This window comes from Nitrospirota bacterium, assembly GCA_035516965.1.
Lineage (GTDB): Bacteria > Nitrospirota > UBA9217 > UBA9217 > UBA9217 > MHEA01.
Genome location: DATIZR010000091.1, coordinates 35,866 through 51,994, shown reverse-complemented (window position 1 = coordinate 51,994; position 16,129 = coordinate 35,866). Strand labels below are relative to the sequence as shown.

13 protein-coding genes are annotated in these 16,129 nt (G+C 62.7%); 12 read left to right on the top strand and 1 reads right to left on the bottom strand.

What is annotated here, in order from left to right:
- Positions 1-15: 15 nt before the first annotated feature.
- The gene (locus VL197_13815; GenBank protein ID HUJ19054.1) at positions 16-2,523 is read right to left on the bottom strand and encodes a PAS domain S-box protein; all 2,508 of its coding nucleotides are present in this window, start codon (positions 2,521-2,523) and stop codon (positions 16-18) included.
- Positions 2,524-2,726: 203 nt separating this feature from the next.
- Here VL197_13815 and VL197_13810 point away from each other — a divergent pair, with 203 nt between their 5' ends.
- The 12 genes from VL197_13810 (at position 2,727) to VL197_13755 (ending at position 16,127) form a co-directional block, all read left to right on the top strand.
- Positions 2,727-3,659 carry an FAD-dependent oxidoreductase gene (locus VL197_13810; GenBank protein HUJ19053.1) on the top strand — a complete coding sequence of 311 codons (933 nt, stop codon included), beginning with the start codon at positions 2,727-2,729 and terminating at the stop codon, positions 3,657-3,659.
- Between the two features lie 270 nt (positions 3,660-3,929).
- Complete coding sequence (glp, locus tag VL197_13805) at positions 3,930-5,210, top strand: gephyrin-like molybdotransferase Glp (protein HUJ19052.1); 1,281 nt, start codon at positions 3,930-3,932, stop codon at positions 5,208-5,210.
- A gap of 87 nt (positions 5,211-5,297) precedes the next feature.
- The gene (locus tag VL197_13800) at positions 5,298-7,229 is read left to right on the top strand and encodes a molybdopterin biosynthesis protein (GenBank protein ID HUJ19051.1); all 1,932 of its coding nucleotides are present in this window, start codon (positions 5,298-5,300) and stop codon (positions 7,227-7,229) included.
- Positions 7,230-7,322: 93 nt separating this feature from the next.
- Positions 7,323-8,039 carry a MotA/TolQ/ExbB proton channel family protein gene (locus VL197_13795; protein HUJ19050.1) on the top strand — a complete coding sequence of 239 codons (717 nt, stop codon included), beginning with the start codon at positions 7,323-7,325 and terminating at the stop codon, positions 8,037-8,039.
- Positions 8,036-8,452: a biopolymer transporter ExbD gene (locus tag VL197_13790; GenBank protein HUJ19049.1), complete on the top strand. Its 417-nt coding sequence runs from the start codon at positions 8,036-8,038 to the stop codon at positions 8,450-8,452. The genes VL197_13795 and VL197_13790 overlap by 4 nt, the downstream gene beginning before the upstream one ends.
- Positions 8,449-9,231 (top strand): TonB family protein, encoded by a 783-nt coding sequence (locus VL197_13785; GenBank protein ID HUJ19048.1) that lies wholly within the window; start codon positions 8,449-8,451, stop codon positions 9,229-9,231. The genes VL197_13790 and VL197_13785 overlap by 4 nt, the downstream gene beginning before the upstream one ends.
- Before the next feature lie 50 nt (positions 9,232-9,281).
- Positions 9,282-10,565, top strand: coding sequence for a Tol-Pal system beta propeller repeat protein TolB (tolB, locus tag VL197_13780; GenBank protein HUJ19047.1), 1,284 nt, complete (start codon positions 9,282-9,284; stop codon positions 10,563-10,565).
- A 529-nt stretch (positions 10,566-11,094) separates the two neighbouring features.
- Positions 11,095-11,538: a hypothetical protein gene (locus VL197_13775; GenBank protein ID HUJ19046.1), complete on the top strand. Its 444-nt coding sequence runs from the start codon at positions 11,095-11,097 to the stop codon at positions 11,536-11,538.
- A gap of 31 nt (positions 11,539-11,569) precedes the next feature.
- Complete coding sequence (locus VL197_13770) at positions 11,570-13,522, top strand: thioredoxin domain-containing protein (GenBank protein HUJ19045.1); 1,953 nt, start codon at positions 11,570-11,572, stop codon at positions 13,520-13,522.
- Between the two features lie 240 nt (positions 13,523-13,762).
- Positions 13,763-14,221, top strand: coding sequence for a ribose 5-phosphate isomerase B (gene rpiB, locus VL197_13765; protein HUJ19044.1), 459 nt, complete (start codon positions 13,763-13,765; stop codon positions 14,219-14,221).
- Between the two features lie 2 nt (positions 14,222-14,223).
- Entirely contained in the window at positions 14,224-15,120 is an 897-nt protein-coding gene (gene gnd / locus VL197_13760; protein ID HUJ19043.1) for a decarboxylating 6-phosphogluconate dehydrogenase, read from the top strand.
- 119 nt (positions 15,121-15,239) lie between these two features.
- Positions 15,240-16,127 carry a transaldolase family protein gene (locus tag VL197_13755; GenBank protein ID HUJ19042.1) on the top strand — a complete coding sequence of 296 codons (888 nt, stop codon included), beginning with the start codon at positions 15,240-15,242 and terminating at the stop codon, positions 16,125-16,127.
- The last annotated feature ends 2 nt before the right edge of the window (positions 16,128-16,129 follow it).

Here is a 16,129-nt window from a genome sequence, read left to right as displayed (position 1 = left end):
TCCCTCGATCGCGACCTACTGCAGGACCTCCCGCACCTTTTTCAGCAGGTCGTCCGCAGACAGGGGCTTTGGCAGGAATTCAACATCCTCGGTCGCCAACCCCTTTTTCCCGATGATGTCCGTCGTATAACCGCTCATGAAGATGGCCTTGATATCGGGGCGCATCTTCCGGATGTCGTCCAGTACCTCCTTGCCGTTCTTCTTCGGCATGACAACATCCAGGATGAGGAGATGGATCCCGCGCCGGTCCTCGCTGAACCTGCGGACGGCTTCCTCCCCGTTCACCGCCTCGACCACGGAATAACCGACCTCCTCGAGCGAGTTCCGGACGAGCTTCCTCACGGTATCATCGTCCTCGGCAACAAGGATCGTTTCCGTGCCGCCGGGGATATGGGCCTGCGCCGACGGCTTCAGCGAACGGGAGGGCGTGTTGACCAGGGGCAGGTAGATCGTGAATACCGCGCCCTTGCCGGGCTGGCTCTTGACATCGATGCTGCCGCCGTGCTGGCTCACGATCCCGTACACGATGGAAAGGCCGAGGCCCGTTCCCTTGCCGACGTCCTTCGTGGTGAAGAAGGGGTCGAAGATCTTTCCCGCCAGCTTCTCATCGATCCCGGTTCCCGTATCCGTCACGGAGAGCACCGCGTAGGAGCCGGCCTTCTCCAGGCCGCGGGCCCGCGCGTCCTCGCCGGAGAGCGTCACCCGGCCCGTGCCGAGCGTGATCACGCCCCCGTCCGCCATTGCGTCCCGGGCGTTCGTGCACAGGTTCATGAGCACCTGTTCGATCTGTCCGCGGTCCGCCATCACCGTGAGGTCTTCCGCAGCCAGGTCCGTGATCAGCTCGATATCCTCGCCGATGATCCTGAGGAGGAGCTTTTCCAGGTGCCGGACAACGGCGTTCAGGTCCTCGGGCAGGGTCTTCATGGGCTGGCGCCTGCTGAAAGCGAGCAGGCTCCGGGTAAGACCGGAAGCGCGCTGCGCCGCGGTGAAGATGCTCTCGATGGCCTGCCGGAACGCGTCGTCCTGCTGAAGCCTCTTCAGCAGGAAGCTGGAATAGCCGAGGATCGTGGTCAGGATGTTGTTGAAGTCGTGGGCGATCCCGCCCGTCAGCGTCCCGATCGCCTCCATCTTCTGGGCGTGGCGCAGCTGCTCCTCCAGCCGCCTCTTGGCCGACACGTCGTTGATGACCTCGATCGCGGAAACGACCTCGCCCGACGGGCTCATCATGGGAAACGCCTTCGTTTCGACGTGGATCTCGTTGCCCTCGTGGTCATGGTGGACGTGCAGCGCGGTCTGGGGCAGCGCGGTCTCGAAGGTGCGCCTCACGGAGCAGTCCTCGCCCGCCTCCCAGCATGGGGACTGCTGCCGGTGCGAGATCTCGAAGCAGTGTTTCCCGATGATCCCGGAGAGCGGCATCTTTGCCTGGCGCGAGTAGGCCGCGTTCGCGGACACGACCTTGAACTCGCGGTCGATGACGATGAAGGCCTCGTCCACGGCCTCCAGGATGTTCCGCCTGAACTCTTCCGCGGTCTTCCGCTCGGAGATGTCCCGGTCGATCGCAAGCAGGAAACGCCGGTTCTCGATCTCAAGCAGGCCCGCCGAGAGCTCGACGGGAAAGACCGAACCGTCCTTTCTCACGTGGTTGATCTCGGCATGGATCCACTCCCCGCTCAGCGCGGTTTGGATCCGCTCGGGCACCATGCTGGCGGCTTCTTGCGAGTCCAGGTCCGTAATGTTCATGGTAAGCAGTTCCTGGAGCGTATAACCGTGCATGGCGGCAGCCGCCCGGTTGGCATCAACGATCCTGCCCAGGTGCGGAGGCTCGGCATCGAGGATGAAGATCGCATCGCCGGCGTTCTCGAACAGTGTTCGATAGCGTTTCTCGCTCTCGCGGATCGCTTCCTCCGACCGCTTCCATTCCGTCGTGTCCCGTATCGCCTCGATGCAGGCGATGACTTCTCCGTGGGAATCCCTCAAGGGAGAGGAGATGATCTCGAAGCACCGGACGGCGCCGTTGACCGTCTGTTTCTGCTCAATCCGGTGGATCCCTCCGTCCCTGAACGAAAGCGCGACATGGCAGCCCTCGCAGACATGGTCCAGGTGCCGGTAGGCCTGGTGGCAGTATTCGCCGGCATGCTCCCCGAGAAGCTCCTTGTGCAGGGTATTCTGATACATGACGCGGTAGTCGCGGTCCTGGATGCTGATGGCGTCCCCGATGGCAGCGATGACCGCTTCGGTATGGGTTTGCATTTCCCGGGCTTTCGTAAGGGCCGAGGTCAGTTCATCCAGGGTATGCTGCCGTTCGCGTTCATGCCGGGCAAGGAGACGGCTCAACAGCAGTGAACTGAGCCCCACATACAGGCCGCTGCTCAGAAGGGCGAACAACAGAAAGGCGGTGCTATGATAGATGAGAAAAAAGAGCGCGACCGCGCTCAGGAGCAGCCACAAGGCGCCTGCGAGGGCATAGACACGGGCAATTTTCCGCGAAGATGCATTCAGGATCTGCCGGAATGAGTCTCGCATACGGTCGCTCATGAATTATTCATTATTTTGCCGGGAAGGCAGGACGCGAACCGGAAGGCGGTGGCCCGGCAAAATATGCTACTTTATGTAAAGTTTACCGCATTTCCGGCCATAATACAAGGTGCGGAGCCCACCAGACAATCATTGACTTGAGCAGTGCTCTCGGATACAATACGTGACCACCCGCAACGAGGAGGACAATCATGCCGCAATTCTATGACACCATCATCATCGGTTCGGGCCCGGCGGGCCTCACGGCCGCGCTGTACCTGGGCAGGGCCGGCCAGAAATGCATCGTGCTCGAGAAGGACTTCGTCGGGGGGTACACGGCGAAGATCGCCCATATCGAAAATTATCCCGGCTACGAGACCATCAACGGCATGGACCTGACGCAGATCATGGCCAAGCAGGCGGAGAAGTTCGGCGCCACCATCGTCTATCCCGTGGAAGTGGTGGACATGGAGCTCAAGGGCGAGGTCAAGCGCGTGCGCACCCGCGACGAGGTCTATGAGGGCCATGCCGTGATCATATCGATCGGGGTGGCCCGGAAGAAGCTCGAGGTGCCCGGCGCCAAGGAGTTCCTCGGCAAGGGAGTCTCCTACTGCGCCACCTGCGACGGGAACTTCTTCAAGGGCAGGAAGGTGGCCGTGGTCGGCTCGGACGACGAGGCGGCAGAGGAGGCGCTCCACCTCGCCGAGCTCGCGGACAAGGTGACCATCGTGCCGCCCAAGGAGCTCGATATCGTGAACGCCGTCATGAACCGGCTCAGGTCAAAGCAGAACGTGGAGATCCTTCCGGTCTCGAAGGTCCATTCCGTCGTCGGCGATGAACTGGTTACGGGACTGAAGATATCGCAGAACACGGAGGAACGGGTGCTCCCCCTCGAAGGGGTCTTCATCGCCATGGGCTCCACGCCTATCTCGCAGCTCATCCTGCGCGCCGGCGGTCTTTCCGACGACCGTGGCTGCCTGATCGTGGACAAGCACCAGCGGATGAACCTCGAGGGCGTCTTCGCGGCGGGCGACTGCACCTGCGGCGGCATGCAGATCGTTTCCGCGGCCGGCGAAGGGGCCGTGGCCGGCATGCGGACGGCGTCCTACGTACGCAAGATCAAGACGAAGGCAGAAGGAAAATAGCAATGTAAAAAACCAGTGACCCCAGAGACAACGGGATGCAGGCGCAGGGAAAAGCCTTTGTCTCACGCGAAGCCACGGTGCCACGAAGAAAAAGCAAAAAGGCTTCCGAAATTGTTTTCAAGTTACCCTTTGCGCCTGTGCGGCTTTGCGCGATGAATAAGGTTTTAAGGATCTGCATCGTGCCTTTTTTTCACGCCGCGTTCATTCATCATATACCGTTTATCTTCTTGCCGTGCCTCTGCTCTGGAATTTATTTTCATGGGAGTTTTGATGACCATCAAGGACATGCTGGGCAGGAGCGGCGTGGTTTCCCGTGAGGACGCGCTCAAGGTCCTGGACGAGCATTTCGTCGTTCCTGTTCTCCCGGCCGAGCAGATCTCCCTCAGTTCTTCCCTCGGCCGCGTCCTCGCCTCGAATATCATTTCCCCGTCAGACCTTCCGGATTTCAACCGTTCGACCATGGATGGCTATGCGGTCAGGAGCGCGGACACCTTCGGCGCGGCCGAGTCCCGGCCGGCTCTCTTGACGGTCATTGGCGACATTCTGATGGGAACCATGCCCGGAAGCGGCATCGCAAAGGGCGAGGCCATGAAGATCGCCACGGGGGGAGCCTTGCCCGCGGGTGCCGATGCGGTCGTGATGTTCGAGCAGACCCAGCCGGTGGACGCAGCCAGCATCGAGGTGGTGAAGCCTGTTGGACCGCTCGAGAACGTGATCCAGATCGGCGACGACGTCAGGAAGGGCGAGTCCATCCTTGCCCGCGGCCGCCGCATCCGGCCGCAGGACATGGCTGCGCTGGCTGGCATGGGCATTACCGCCGTCAGTGTCTTTGAAAAACCGAAGGTCGCGATCATATCCACCGGAAACGAGGTCGTTCCCGCGGACACCACCCCCGGACCCGGCCAGATCCGCGATACCAACTCCTACGCCCTCGAAGGCCTGATCGAGCAGTCCGGCGGCATGCCCGTCAAGAAGGGCATCATCCGCGACGAGGAGGACCGTCTGTCGGAAACGCTCCAGGGCGCGGTCAAGGACAGCAGCCTCGTGCTGATGACCGGGGGCAGCTCGATCGGCACGGCGGACCTCACGGCAAAGGTTATCAACAGCGCGGGGATGCCGGGCGTGATGGTGCATGGCATATCGATCAGACCGGGGAAGCCCCTGATCATCGGCATTGTCGGAACGCCGCGCGGACAGGTGCCGGTATTCGGCCTGCCCGGTCATCCCGTTGCGGTCTCCATCTGCTTCGATCTGTTCGTAAAGCCGGCCCTCGTCCGGTTGAGCGGGGAGGTCGTGCATCCCTCGCTCGAAGGGGTATCTCCCTACCGCGTCGTACGGGCAAAACTGGCGCGCAGCATCGCGTCGAGCCCCGGCCGCGAGGACCACGTCCGCGTCACGCTGGAAAAAAAGGACGACGGGCTCTGGGCGAGGCCGGTATTCGGTGCGTCCGGACTGATCAGCACATTGGTTAAAGCTCTGGGCACGGTCGTGGTTCCGGTCAACACCATCGGGATCGAGGCGGGAGAAGACGTGGACGTACGGCTGTTCTAGGTTCCTCTTTACGCGCGGCCGCCGGGAAGGACCGCCGGGCAGTTCACCGGAGAGGACGCGAAGCCTTGGCGCAAAACGGACACTCCAATGGCATTCAAACAAAAAAAATATCTCTCCAACGAGCCCCTTGCCGAGGCGATCAGGAAATACAGCGACGCGCTGACAGCGGCGCACATCGTCTCGCCGCTCGCGGGCGAGCGCATCCCCGTGGCCGATGCCCCCGGCCGGGTCACGTCCGAGGCGGTGATCGCGAAGATCTCGTCGCCCTTCTACCATTCCGCGGCCATGGACGGCTATGCCGTCCGGTTCATTGACACCTTCGGCGCAGGGGAGACCAGGCCCAGGCGGCTTGCCGTGCCGGAGCAGTCGGTCGCCGTAGACACGGGCGATCCCCTTCCCGACGGGTTCGATGCCGTGATCATGATCGAGGACGTGGAGAAGACGTCCGAAGCGGAGATCGAGATCCTGAAGCCGGCCACCCCGTGGCAGCACGTGCGCCTCGTGGGCGAGGACATCGTCGCCACGGAGCTCATCATCCCCGAGAACCATGTCATCCGGCCCGTTGACATGGCCGCCATGATCGCGAGCGGCCATACCACGGTCATGGCGCGCCGCAGGCCCGTCGTCGCGGTCATCCCCACGGGAACGGAGCTGGTGGAGCCGGGAAGTGAACTGAAAAAGGGAGATATCATCGACTTCAATTCGACCATGCTCTCCGCCATGGCCGCGGAATGCGGCGCCCGCGCCGTCCGGACGGGCATCGTCAGGGACGAAGCGGCCCTGCTCGCGAAAACGGTCCTCGGTGCGCTCGCGGACTCGGACCTCGTGGTGATCAACGCCGGCTCATCCGCGGGCAGGGAGGACTTCACCGCCGATGTGCTTGCCGGGCTCGGCCGGGTCCTGGTGCACGGCGTCTCGATCAAGCCCGGCAAACCGGTCATCCTCGCGATCGTGCAGGGCAAGCCGGTGATCGGCATCCCCGGCTACCCCGTGTCCGCCGCGCTCACCTTCGCACTCTTCGTCAAGCCGCTGATCTATGCCCTGCAGGGGCTCAAAGCGCCCGAGGCGGAGACGGTCACGGCACGGCTCAGCAGGCAGGTGGCCTCCTCCCTCGGCCAGGAGGAGTTCATCCGGGTGAAGCTGGGCAGCGTTGCCGGCAACCTCATCGCCACGCCGGTCACGCGCGGTGCCGGCGCGCTCATGTCGCTGGTGCGGGCCGACGGCATCATCCGGGTCCCCGCGATGAGCGAAGGGATCGCCGCCGGGCAGGAGATCGGCGTCGAGCTCCTGCGGACGGGCGGCGATATCCGGAATACGATCGTCTGCATCGGATCGCACGACAACGCGCTGGACGTGCTCGGCAATTATCTGAAGAAAAAACATCCCGAGCTGACCCTGTCCTCGGCCCACGTGGGAAGCATGGGCGGCCTCCTCGCCATCAAGCGGGGCGAGGCCCATGTGGCGGGCACCCATCTGCTCGACGAGGAGACCGGCGAGTACAATGTCAGCTACATCAGGAAACTGCTTCCCGATACGCGGACCGTCCTCGTGAACCTCGTGCACCGGACCCAGGGCTTCATTGTGCCGAAGGGCAACCCCAAAGGCATCAGGGGGTTCGAGGATCTTGTGCGGCCGGACGTGGTGTTCGTGAACCGCCAGGCCGGGGCCGGCACGCGGCTCCTGACGGACCTCTCGCTCAGGAAATTGAAGATTGACCCGAATACCGTAAAAGGGTATCATCACGAGGAATTTACCCATATGGCCGTCGCGGCAGCGGTCGCCTCCGGCGCGGCGGATACCGGGCTTGCGGTGCTCTCGGCTGCCCAGGCGCTCGGCCTCGACTTCATCCCCGTGGCGCAGGAACGGTATGATCTCGCGGTGCCGCAGGAGTTCTACGAAACGCCGATGGTGCAGGCGCTGTTCGGGATCATCCGCGGCGACAAGGGTTTCCGCGAGGAGATCATCGCAATGGGCGGCTACGACGTGAGCGAAATGGGGAAGGTTCTGGGCGTTCTGTGAAGGCCGGAGGGAACCTTGCCAGCCCGGGAACCATAACAGTTACCATTTCAAATCTTCAATTTACCACTTACCATTGATTACGGAGGTATCATCATGTTCGCTATCGCTGCCGTACCCGGCATGGGAATGGGGGTCCTCGGCCTGTTCCTCGAGACCGGATGGATCGCCCGCGGGATCGTCATCATCCTGCTGGGATTTTCGGTCGTCTCCTGGGCAATGATCCTGCTGAAATACCAGTTCCTGCGCAGGGCCGAGAAGGAGTCCCATGCCTTCCTCGCCGCGTTCCGGAAGACCAGGAACCTCGACGATCTGACGCAGCACGCCGAGTCGAAGAAGTACAGCCCCCTCGCCACGCTGTTCATCGAGGGCGTGCGCGAGACCGAGGCCATCGTCAAGGCGCTGCCCGAGGGGAAGGTGACCGAGGAGGAGCGGCCGCTCATCTCGCAGGACATCGAACGGTCGCTCAAGATCGTGACCCAGGACGAGATCGGGTACATGGAGCGCTACCTGGCGTTCCTCGGCACGACCGGCACCGTGGGGCCGCTGCTCGGTCTCTTCGGCACGGTCTGGGGCATCATGGACGCCTTCTACGGCATCGGCCTGAAGGGCGCCGGCGACATCGCCGCGCTGGCGCCGGGCCTCGCCGCGGCGCTCATCAACACCATTTCCGGCCTGTTCGTGGCCATCCCGGCCGTGATCGCCTACAACTATTTCGCCGACAAGATCCATGACATCGCGAACCGGTGCGATTCATTCTCCATGGAGTTCCTGAGCTACGCGGAGCGCCACCTGCTCAGGAGGAAGTCATGAGCTTCGAGCGCCGCGAACGTCACATCATCCGCGAGATCAACCTGGTTCCCCTGATCGACGTGCTGCTCACGATTCTCTTCTTTTACATGATCGTCTCGCCCATGATGAGCCGCGGGCTGGACGTGAAGCTGCCCAAGTCCGAGTCGAACACGGTGAAGCCCGAGGACCGCATCGTGCTCACGGTGACCCGGGCGCAGGAGGTCTTCGTGGAGAAGGAGCGCGTGGACATCTCGAGGCTGAAGGGAGTCCTGGACTCGATCAGGAAGTCCAAGCCGCAGATCAACGTCTACCTGCGCGCCGACCGGGACGCTCCTTACGGGGCCGTAGTGCAGGTCATGGACGTCGTGAAGCGCGCCGGGATCGACAAGCTCGGCATGGTGACCGAGTCCGCCGGAGGTGAGAGCGGCAAATGAAGCTGTCCTCGGGGAAGAGGATCGGTCAGTCCGGCCATGAACTGTACCTGGCCGCGATCTTTTCCTTCACGCTGCACGCCATCGCGTTTTCCGCGGCTGTCCTCCTGTACACCGCGGGGCCAACCAGGATCTCCGTCCCTGCGTATTACAACGTGAAGCTTGTGGGACTTCCCTCCGAAGCGCAACAGGCGGCATCATCGCCCTCGCAGCCGTTGTCGGAACCCGCTCCTGTGCTGCCACCCTCCCCGGCACAACACGCTCCTCAGACAAAACAGGCGCCGGCGCGGGAACTCAGCGCCCCGGCGAAGCCGAACCCCGGCGCCATGCCCGAACTGGCGAATACGAAGCTGAAGCAGAAGCAGGAGAAGGCCGAGCCTGAACGGCCGGTTGAAAAGCCTGCAGTGCAGTCGCCCGGTCCGACCTCGGCAGGCAAGGCGGGAACAACGGGACAGGTTGCCAAAGCGGAAGGCGTGGCAGTGGCCGCACCTGAAGGCTTCAAGCCGGAGTTCCAGCCCTATGTGGACAGGGTGCGTGAGCGCATCAGCCTGAACTGGAACCCGCCGCCCGGGTCCGCTGACACGGCGGTCAAGGTCCAGTTCACGGTCCTCCGTTCGGGCAGGGTGGGCGATGTGAAGCTGATCGCATCGAGCGGGAACTTTTATTTTGACCAGGCCGCTTACCGCGCCATCCTCTCGTCGAGCCCCTTTCCGCCCCTTCCCGAGGGCTTCTACAGGGATTTCGAACTGTTCAGCGTCGATCTGATGGAGAAGGAAAAATAAAAGGTGCCGGGTCGGAAAGAGCGTTCATCCTGCCCCGGTCTTCTCTGCATATGTTGAAACGTCTCATAGCGGTCATAACGATCTGTCTGCTTGCGGCAGAGCCCTGCGCGGCCCAGTACTATCTCGGCGTGATCCGGGGCGAGACCCGGAAGATCCCTATCGTCGTCATCGATATCGTGAACGACTCGGGCAGCCCGAAGCTGAGGACCCTCGCGATCGACATCCTTCAGGCGGATCTCCGCCGATCCCAGATCTTCGAGGTCATGGACCCGGAGAAGCTCGACCTCCCTCATCCGGCGCAGGCCGAGCCGCCCGAGGCGGTCCTGAAGCGGGCCGCGACATTCGGGGTGGCCGGCGTCGTGTGGGCCTCTTTGCGGAAGAAAAGCGGCGAACTCCTGCTCAGCGGCCGGCTCTATGACGCGGCCTCGGCCCTGAAAATGACGGGAAAGGACTATTTCGGCAACGAGGAGACCTTCCGGCGCATGATCCACAGCTTCGCCGACGAGATCGTGACCCGGTACACCGGCGAGAAGGGCATCGCGAAGACGCGCATCGCCTACGTGTCGGACAAGACGAGGAACAAGGAACTCTTTGTCATGGACTACGACGGCCAGAATCCCATGAAGCTCACGGCCGACCACTCCATCTGCCTCTCCCCGGCCTGGAGCCCCGACGGCGAGGTGCTGGCCTATGTCTCCTACCGCGACCGTAACCCTGACCTTTTCGGTCTCGACATGGAAACGGGCCGGCGGTGGAAGATCTCGGGGAACGAGGGCCTGAACATATCGCCCGCCTGGTCGCCGAACGGCAAGCGTCTGGCCGTGGCGCTGAGCAAGGACGGCTCCGCCGAGATCTACACCATGGACCGGTACGGCGACGACCTGGAGCGGATGACCTACGGGGCCTATGACAACGTGTCTCCCGCCTGGGCTCCGAACGGAAGGGAGATCGCCTTCACCTCGGGCAGGGCGGGGACGCCCCAGGTTTACGTCATGAACAGCGACGGCACCGATGTCCGCCGGATAACCTTCGAGGGCCAGTACAACGCTTCGCCGAACTGGTCGCCCCGCGGCGACCGCATCGTGTTCGTATCGCAGGTCCGCGGGCTTTTCAAGATCGCGACGGTAAACCCCGACGGGTCGGACTTCCGGATCATCACGCAGGGCCCCGGCAATGACGAGAACCCCTCCTGGTCGCCGACGGGCAGGAAGATCGTCTTCAGCTCGAGCCGCGAGGGAAGGTTCAACATCTACCTGATGAACGCCGACGGCAGCGAGCTGGAACGGCTCACCCCGAATGACGCCAACTATACCTCGCCCGCGTGGTCGCCCTGACGTCGCTCACGTCCCGTGCCCTGATTCCCGCCGTTCTACCTCGTTCGCACAGCCGCCCATTCTCGTTCTCAAGAACAGCGCCCCACCGCGTCCTGCCGGTTCCTTCCTTAACCCGACAAGCTGGCACAAGAGTAACGACAACAACCCCTGACACTGATAACGGCTGATTAAAGAGCTGTGAAAAATCATGATGCTTCCTGTTTTTTCAGTGCAAATCAGCGCCAAAGGAATTGATGTTCATAAATATATTCTATCCAGCGTGCGTAGAATTCATTCGTAACCGATACCGTCTTCGTAAAGTCTTCACGGTGTTCCAGTCCCGGCAGCAACTCCGTCACGAGGGGAGCCTGCCGAAGGCCGGTTCGACCGCGCTGCCCGCCTCAGTCTGTTCCCCCGGACGCCGTCGGCCGGTGCGGCAGCGGAGGTGTCCGCCCGTGGCCGCGGTGCTATAATGAAAACAGGGGTCCGTCCCGGCAATAAGAGGAGTTCTCCGCTCCTCATTCAGCGCCCGGACCTCCGGAGGCATGCCATGCCCCACGCGGGATTAATGGAAGAACAACGTCTGGGTCCGGTGGAAGGACCGCTCCAGCGGGCGCGGCTGCACATCCGGGGAGGAAAGCGAAGGCTCCGGCAGGGCAAGATCTCCGCGGGGATCGTGACCCTCTACGACGCCGTGTCCGCGGCCATGGATTTCTATGCGGCGACGCACGGGGGGAACGCTCTTGCCGTCATGCCCGGAGAAAACATACACGACGAGCGGACGCTGTATTCCGTGCTCGTCAGAAGCGGCGTGGTCGACGGCGCCTTCGATTTCACCGCTTTCGACCGGCTTACGGAAACAGCGCTTGACAGCGATCTGAACGGCTACGATTACCGGCCGCTGCTTGCCGGCATCGAGCTGCTGATGCAGCAGCTCGGCGTCATGCCCTTCGACGAAGCGGTGCTTCCCGCCGAGGACCCCGCGACGTTCTGAACGGAGCGCTCCCGTCCTCCGGAGGCAGACCATGAACAGACTGGCAGGACAGCATTCGGCCTATCTCAAACACGCGGCTCATCAGAATATCCACTGGTATCCGTGGTCGGAAGAGGCGTTCAAGGCCGCCCGCCGCGAGGACAAACCGGTGTTCCTCAGCTCGGGCGCGGTGTGGTGCCACTGGTGCCACGTGATGGCCCGCGAGAGCTTCGAGGATGAAGCGATCGCGATTCTCCTGAACGAGTCGTTTATCTGCATCAAGCTGGACCGGGACGAGCGGCCCGATATCGACCGCAGATATCAACAGGCTGTGGCGGCAATGGGCGGCGGCTCGGGGTGGCCCTTGAGCGTTTTCCTGACGCCGGAGAAGAAACCCTTCTTCGGCGGGACCTACTTTCCTCCGGAAGACCGCCAAGGGCGGGCCGGTTTCAGGAAGGTGCTCATCGCGGTCAGTGATTTTTTCCGGACCAGGAAAGCGGATGCCGCAGCATACGCAGCGTCGGTCATGGACGCCCTTCAGCCGGATCGCCTGCTGCCCGAAGAACTGGAGGAGGGATTCCTCGCCAGGGCCGAAGCGGAAGCGCTTTCATTCTACGATCAGCAGAACGGGGGGTTCGGGACGAGCCCCAAGTTCCCGATGCCGGGCGCCGTCGAGTTCCTGCTCCGCAGGTACTCGCTGCAGGGCAGCCGCGAAGCAGGGGATGCGGCCCGGAAGACCCTGCTCGCCATGGCGCGCGGCGGATTTCATGACCAGCTCGGCGGCGGCTTTCACCGGTATTCCGTCGATGACGCTTGGATCATACCGCATTTCGAAAAGATGGCTGACGACAATGCGGGACTCCTGCGGAATTTCACGGATGCCTATGCCCTATTCGGGGAAGATTCATTCCGGGACACCGCCCAAGGGATCATCGATTTCGTGAATCGTGAGCTCGCCGACCCGGAGGGCGGGTTCTTCGCAAGTCAGGACGCCGATGTCACACCCGAGGACGAAGGCGGCTACTTCACGTGGAGCGAAGCTGAACTGAGGGAGGTCCTCGGACCGCAGGAATACGAGATCATCGTCCGTCACCTGCTCCATCCCCGCGGCGTCATGCACCACGATCCATCACGGAGGGTGCTGGCTGTCACCGCCACAGCCGCGGAGATCGCGGAGGAGCTCCGGATGCCGCGCGAGGCCGTTGCAACCGCGATCGCGCATGCCAGGGCGGACCTGCTCGCGAAACGGATGACCAGGGAGGCGCCGTTCATCGACCGGACGCTTTATACCTCTTTGAACGGCATGATGATCGCGGCCTACTTCCGCGCCTTCCTGGTGCTGGGCGGGGAGACCCTGCGGGACCGCGCCGTCCGGGGGCTGGACCGGGTCCTGCGGGAGCGCTGGGCGGGCGGCAATCTGGAACACAGTCCGGGCGTGAGAGGCCTGCTTGACGATCATGTGCATCTGGTCGATGCCCTGCTCGCGGGCTATGAGGCAACGGGAGACCGGCGCCATCTCAAGCTCGCAGAGACGGTCATGGCCGAGGCCAGGGAAAAGTTCCTGGACCGCGAGGCCGGCGGGTTTTTCGATACGGAGGAGGATGTCCTGGGCACGAGAATGAAGCGCGTCGAGGACGTGCCGCATGCGTCCGCAAATGCCGTGGCCATCGCGGCGCTGCTCAAACTGTCGCTGATCACCGGAAAGGATGAATACCTGCGCGAGGCAGGGCGCGGCCTGCGCGTCTTTGCAGGTACGGCCCGCAGCCTGGGCGTCCACGGCGGAACGTATCTCTGCGCCCTTTCCGGATATTTCCACCAGGCAACGCTGACAATCGAAAGCAGCGCCATGAGCGCGCTCGCGAAGGAAGCACGGGCTGCGGCCGTGCGCTCTTTCTCCACGGCCAGGTACGGACCGGACAACGGGCGAGTCATCCCCTGCACGGGCAGCGCCTGCGCGGCGCCCTTCGAAGACGCTGCGGACCTGGCTGCCTGGCGCCCTTCCTGAGCCGTAATCGGTGCCGTGATGAGAGCGCGGCCCCGCGCTCGGGTCCACCATCCCGCAACGTTTCCCCGGTTCATACTCCTTAGTACGTATCTTTACAACGCAACCTCCCTGTCTTGACTTGGCGACCTGTTGTGCTATGATTTTTATATTCTAATTCCCGGGCTCTGAAGCTGAGTAGAGCAGGGGCCGAAGCATCAGGGTATTGCGGTACACGCCGGAAAGAGAAGAAAGGCGGGCGAAATGGTGATCGCGATCGCCGCCGACCACGGCGGGTATCAACTCAAGAACGTTCTGGCCGCCTATCTCGCGGAGCAGGGGCATGTCGTTCAGGACCTCGGCACGCATGATGAACAGTCGGTAGACTACCCCGATTTTGCGCGTGCCATCGCCCTGTCCCTGCTGGAGCACAGGGCCGAGCGCGGGATCCTGATCTGCGGCAGCGGCGTGGGCGCGAGCGTTGCCGCGAACAAATTCCCCGGCATCCGCGCGGGCCTTTGCCACGATACCTTCTCGGCGCACCAGGGCGTTGAAGACGACGACATGAATGTGTTGTGCCTCGGCGCCCGCGTTGTCGGCCCCGAACTGGCCAAGGAGATCGCCCGCACGTTCCTTACGGCTTCCTTTTCCGGGGCTGAACGGCATGTTCGGCGCGTGGGCAAGGTGGCGGAGATCGAGAAAGAGTGCTCGAAGAAAGGTTGACGATGAAACTGGGCTATATCGGTCTCGGCAAAATGGGCTTCAACATGGTGCAACGATTGCTGGAGAAAGGGCACGAGGTCGTGGCTTACGACCGGAGTCCTGAGAGCGTGAAGGCCATTGCAAAAGAGGGCGCCCGGCCGGCTGACTCTCTCCAGGACATGGTGCAGGCCTTGCCGGTGCCCCGGCTGGTCTGGATCATGGTCCCCTATCAGGCAGTTGATGCCGTTCTCGCGGAGCTTGTTCCGTTGCTCGCCAGGGGAGACAGGGTGATCGACGGCGGCAATTCTCCGTATAAAGAATCAGAACGGCGGGCAGCGGAACTGGAGCGAAAAGGCATCGACTTTCTCGATGCCGGCGTGAGCGGCGGGCCGAAAGGCGCGAGGACGGGCGCCTGCATCATGGTCGGCGGGAAGCGCGGGGTGTTTGAAAAGCTGGAGCAGTTGTTCCGCGATCTGTCCGTGGCGAAGGGATACGCGTACCTGGGACCGGCCGGCGCGGGTCATTTCGTGAAGATGGTGCACAACGGCATCGAGTACGGCATGATGCAGGCCCTGGCCGAGGGATTTACGGTCCTGAAGAGGTCGCCCTTCAACCTGGACCTGGCGGTTGTCGCCGACCTCTACGATCACCGGAGCGTGATTGAATCGCGCCTTGTGGGCTGGCTCCAGGAGGCTTACCGCCAATTCGGCCCCGAACTGAAGGACATTTCCGGCTCAGCTGCGCAGAGCGGCGAGGGCATGTGGACCGTCGAGGCTGCAAAGGAGGTGGCTATCGCGGTTCCGATCATTGAGGGCTCCCTCGAATTCCGGCTCCGTTCTCAGAAGGAGCCGAGCTATACCGGCAAGATCATCTCGGCCCTCCGGCACCAGTTCGGCGGGCATGAGGCGGCCAAGAAATAATGAGCCAGGCACCGGGACTGTTTTGGCCTCTCCTCGCGCAGGGAAAGTGCGAGCGCGGGCAAGGGATGGTGTCCGGCAGGTGTTTTTTGTGTCTGGAATCTTCAGAAAGGATGGTGATAATGATGAGACCCGCAGATCTGAAGACACGCATATTCCTGGACGGCGGGGATCCCGCCGAAACCGACAAGATCATGAGCCTCCTGGGCTTTCTCGACGGACAGACCACGAACCCGACGCTCATCGCGAAGAACCCCGAGGCCCGCAGACGGCTCGATCAGGGTCTGAAGTTCGAGGAGCAGGAGGTTCTCGATTTCTACCGGGGCGTCGTCCGTGCGATCTCTGACCTGATCCCCCGGGGATCGGTGTCCGTCGAGGTCTATGGGGACGCGGTGACATCGGCGGATTCCATGCTGAGACAGGGCAGGGAGATGTTCTCCTGGATACCGAACGCGCATGTCAAATTCCCTACTTCGAAAGAAGGCCTCGCGGCGGCGCAGCGGGCGGTGAAGGAAGGGATGCGCGTGAACATGACCCTCTGCTTTTCCGAAGAGCAGGCAGCGGCCGTCTACGCGGCGACCCGGGGGGCGGCCAAGGGCCAGGTCTTTGTCTCCCCATTTGTGGGCAGGCTCGATGATCGAGGCGAGAACGGCATGGAAGTGATCGCCAATATCATGGCCCTGTACAAGCAGGGAGACGGCCATGTGGAGGTGCTGACCGCGAGCGTGCGGAGTCCCGACCATCTTCTGTACGCGCTCATGCTCGGATCGGACATCATCACCGTGCCTTACGGGGTGTTGAGGGCCTGGGGAGAGCAGGGGATGCCCCTGCCGCGGCCGGACTATCGCTACGGCGCCGGAGCCCTGAGGCCCATTCCGTACCGGGAGATAAGCCTGGATAGACCCTGGCAGGACTATGACATCCGCCATCCCCTGACGGACATGGGCATGGAAAAATTCTCCGCCGATTGGAAGGCGCTGATCGGGACGGCAGAGCGGAAGACGGCCTAGGC

What these genes read in the sequence shown, in the direction of transcription:
- VL197_13815 (HUJ19054.1), bottom strand. Translation starts at nt 2,523, where the DNA reads ATGCGAGACTCATTCCGGCAGATCCTGAATGCATCTTCGCGGAAAATT.
- VL197_13810 (HUJ19053.1), top strand. Translation starts at nt 2,727, where the DNA reads ATGCCGCAATTCTATGACACCATCATCATCGGTTCGGGCCCGGCGGGC.
- glp (HUJ19052.1), top strand. Translation starts at nt 3,930, where the DNA reads ATGACCATCAAGGACATGCTGGGCAGGAGCGGCGTGGTTTCCCGTGAG.
- VL197_13800 (HUJ19051.1), top strand. Translation starts at nt 5,298, where the DNA reads ATGGCATTCAAACAAAAAAAATATCTCTCCAACGAGCCCCTTGCCGAG.
- VL197_13795 (HUJ19050.1), top strand. Translation starts at nt 7,323, where the DNA reads ATGTTCGCTATCGCTGCCGTACCCGGCATGGGAATGGGGGTCCTCGGC.
- VL197_13790 (HUJ19049.1), top strand. Translation starts at nt 8,036, where the DNA reads ATGAGCTTCGAGCGCCGCGAACGTCACATCATCCGCGAGATCAACCTG.
- VL197_13785 (HUJ19048.1), top strand. Translation starts at nt 8,449, where the DNA reads ATGAAGCTGTCCTCGGGGAAGAGGATCGGTCAGTCCGGCCATGAACTG.
- tolB (HUJ19047.1), top strand. Translation starts at nt 9,282, where the DNA reads ATGTTGAAACGTCTCATAGCGGTCATAACGATCTGTCTGCTTGCGGCA.
- VL197_13775 (HUJ19046.1), top strand. Translation starts at nt 11,095, where the DNA reads ATGCCCCACGCGGGATTAATGGAAGAACAACGTCTGGGTCCGGTGGAA.
- VL197_13770 (HUJ19045.1), top strand. Translation starts at nt 11,570, where the DNA reads ATGAACAGACTGGCAGGACAGCATTCGGCCTATCTCAAACACGCGGCT.
- rpiB (HUJ19044.1), top strand. Translation starts at nt 13,763, where the DNA reads ATGGTGATCGCGATCGCCGCCGACCACGGCGGGTATCAACTCAAGAAC.
- gnd (HUJ19043.1), top strand. Translation starts at nt 14,224, where the DNA reads ATGAAACTGGGCTATATCGGTCTCGGCAAAATGGGCTTCAACATGGTG.
- VL197_13755 (HUJ19042.1), top strand. Translation starts at nt 15,240, where the DNA reads ATGATGAGACCCGCAGATCTGAAGACACGCATATTCCTGGACGGCGGG.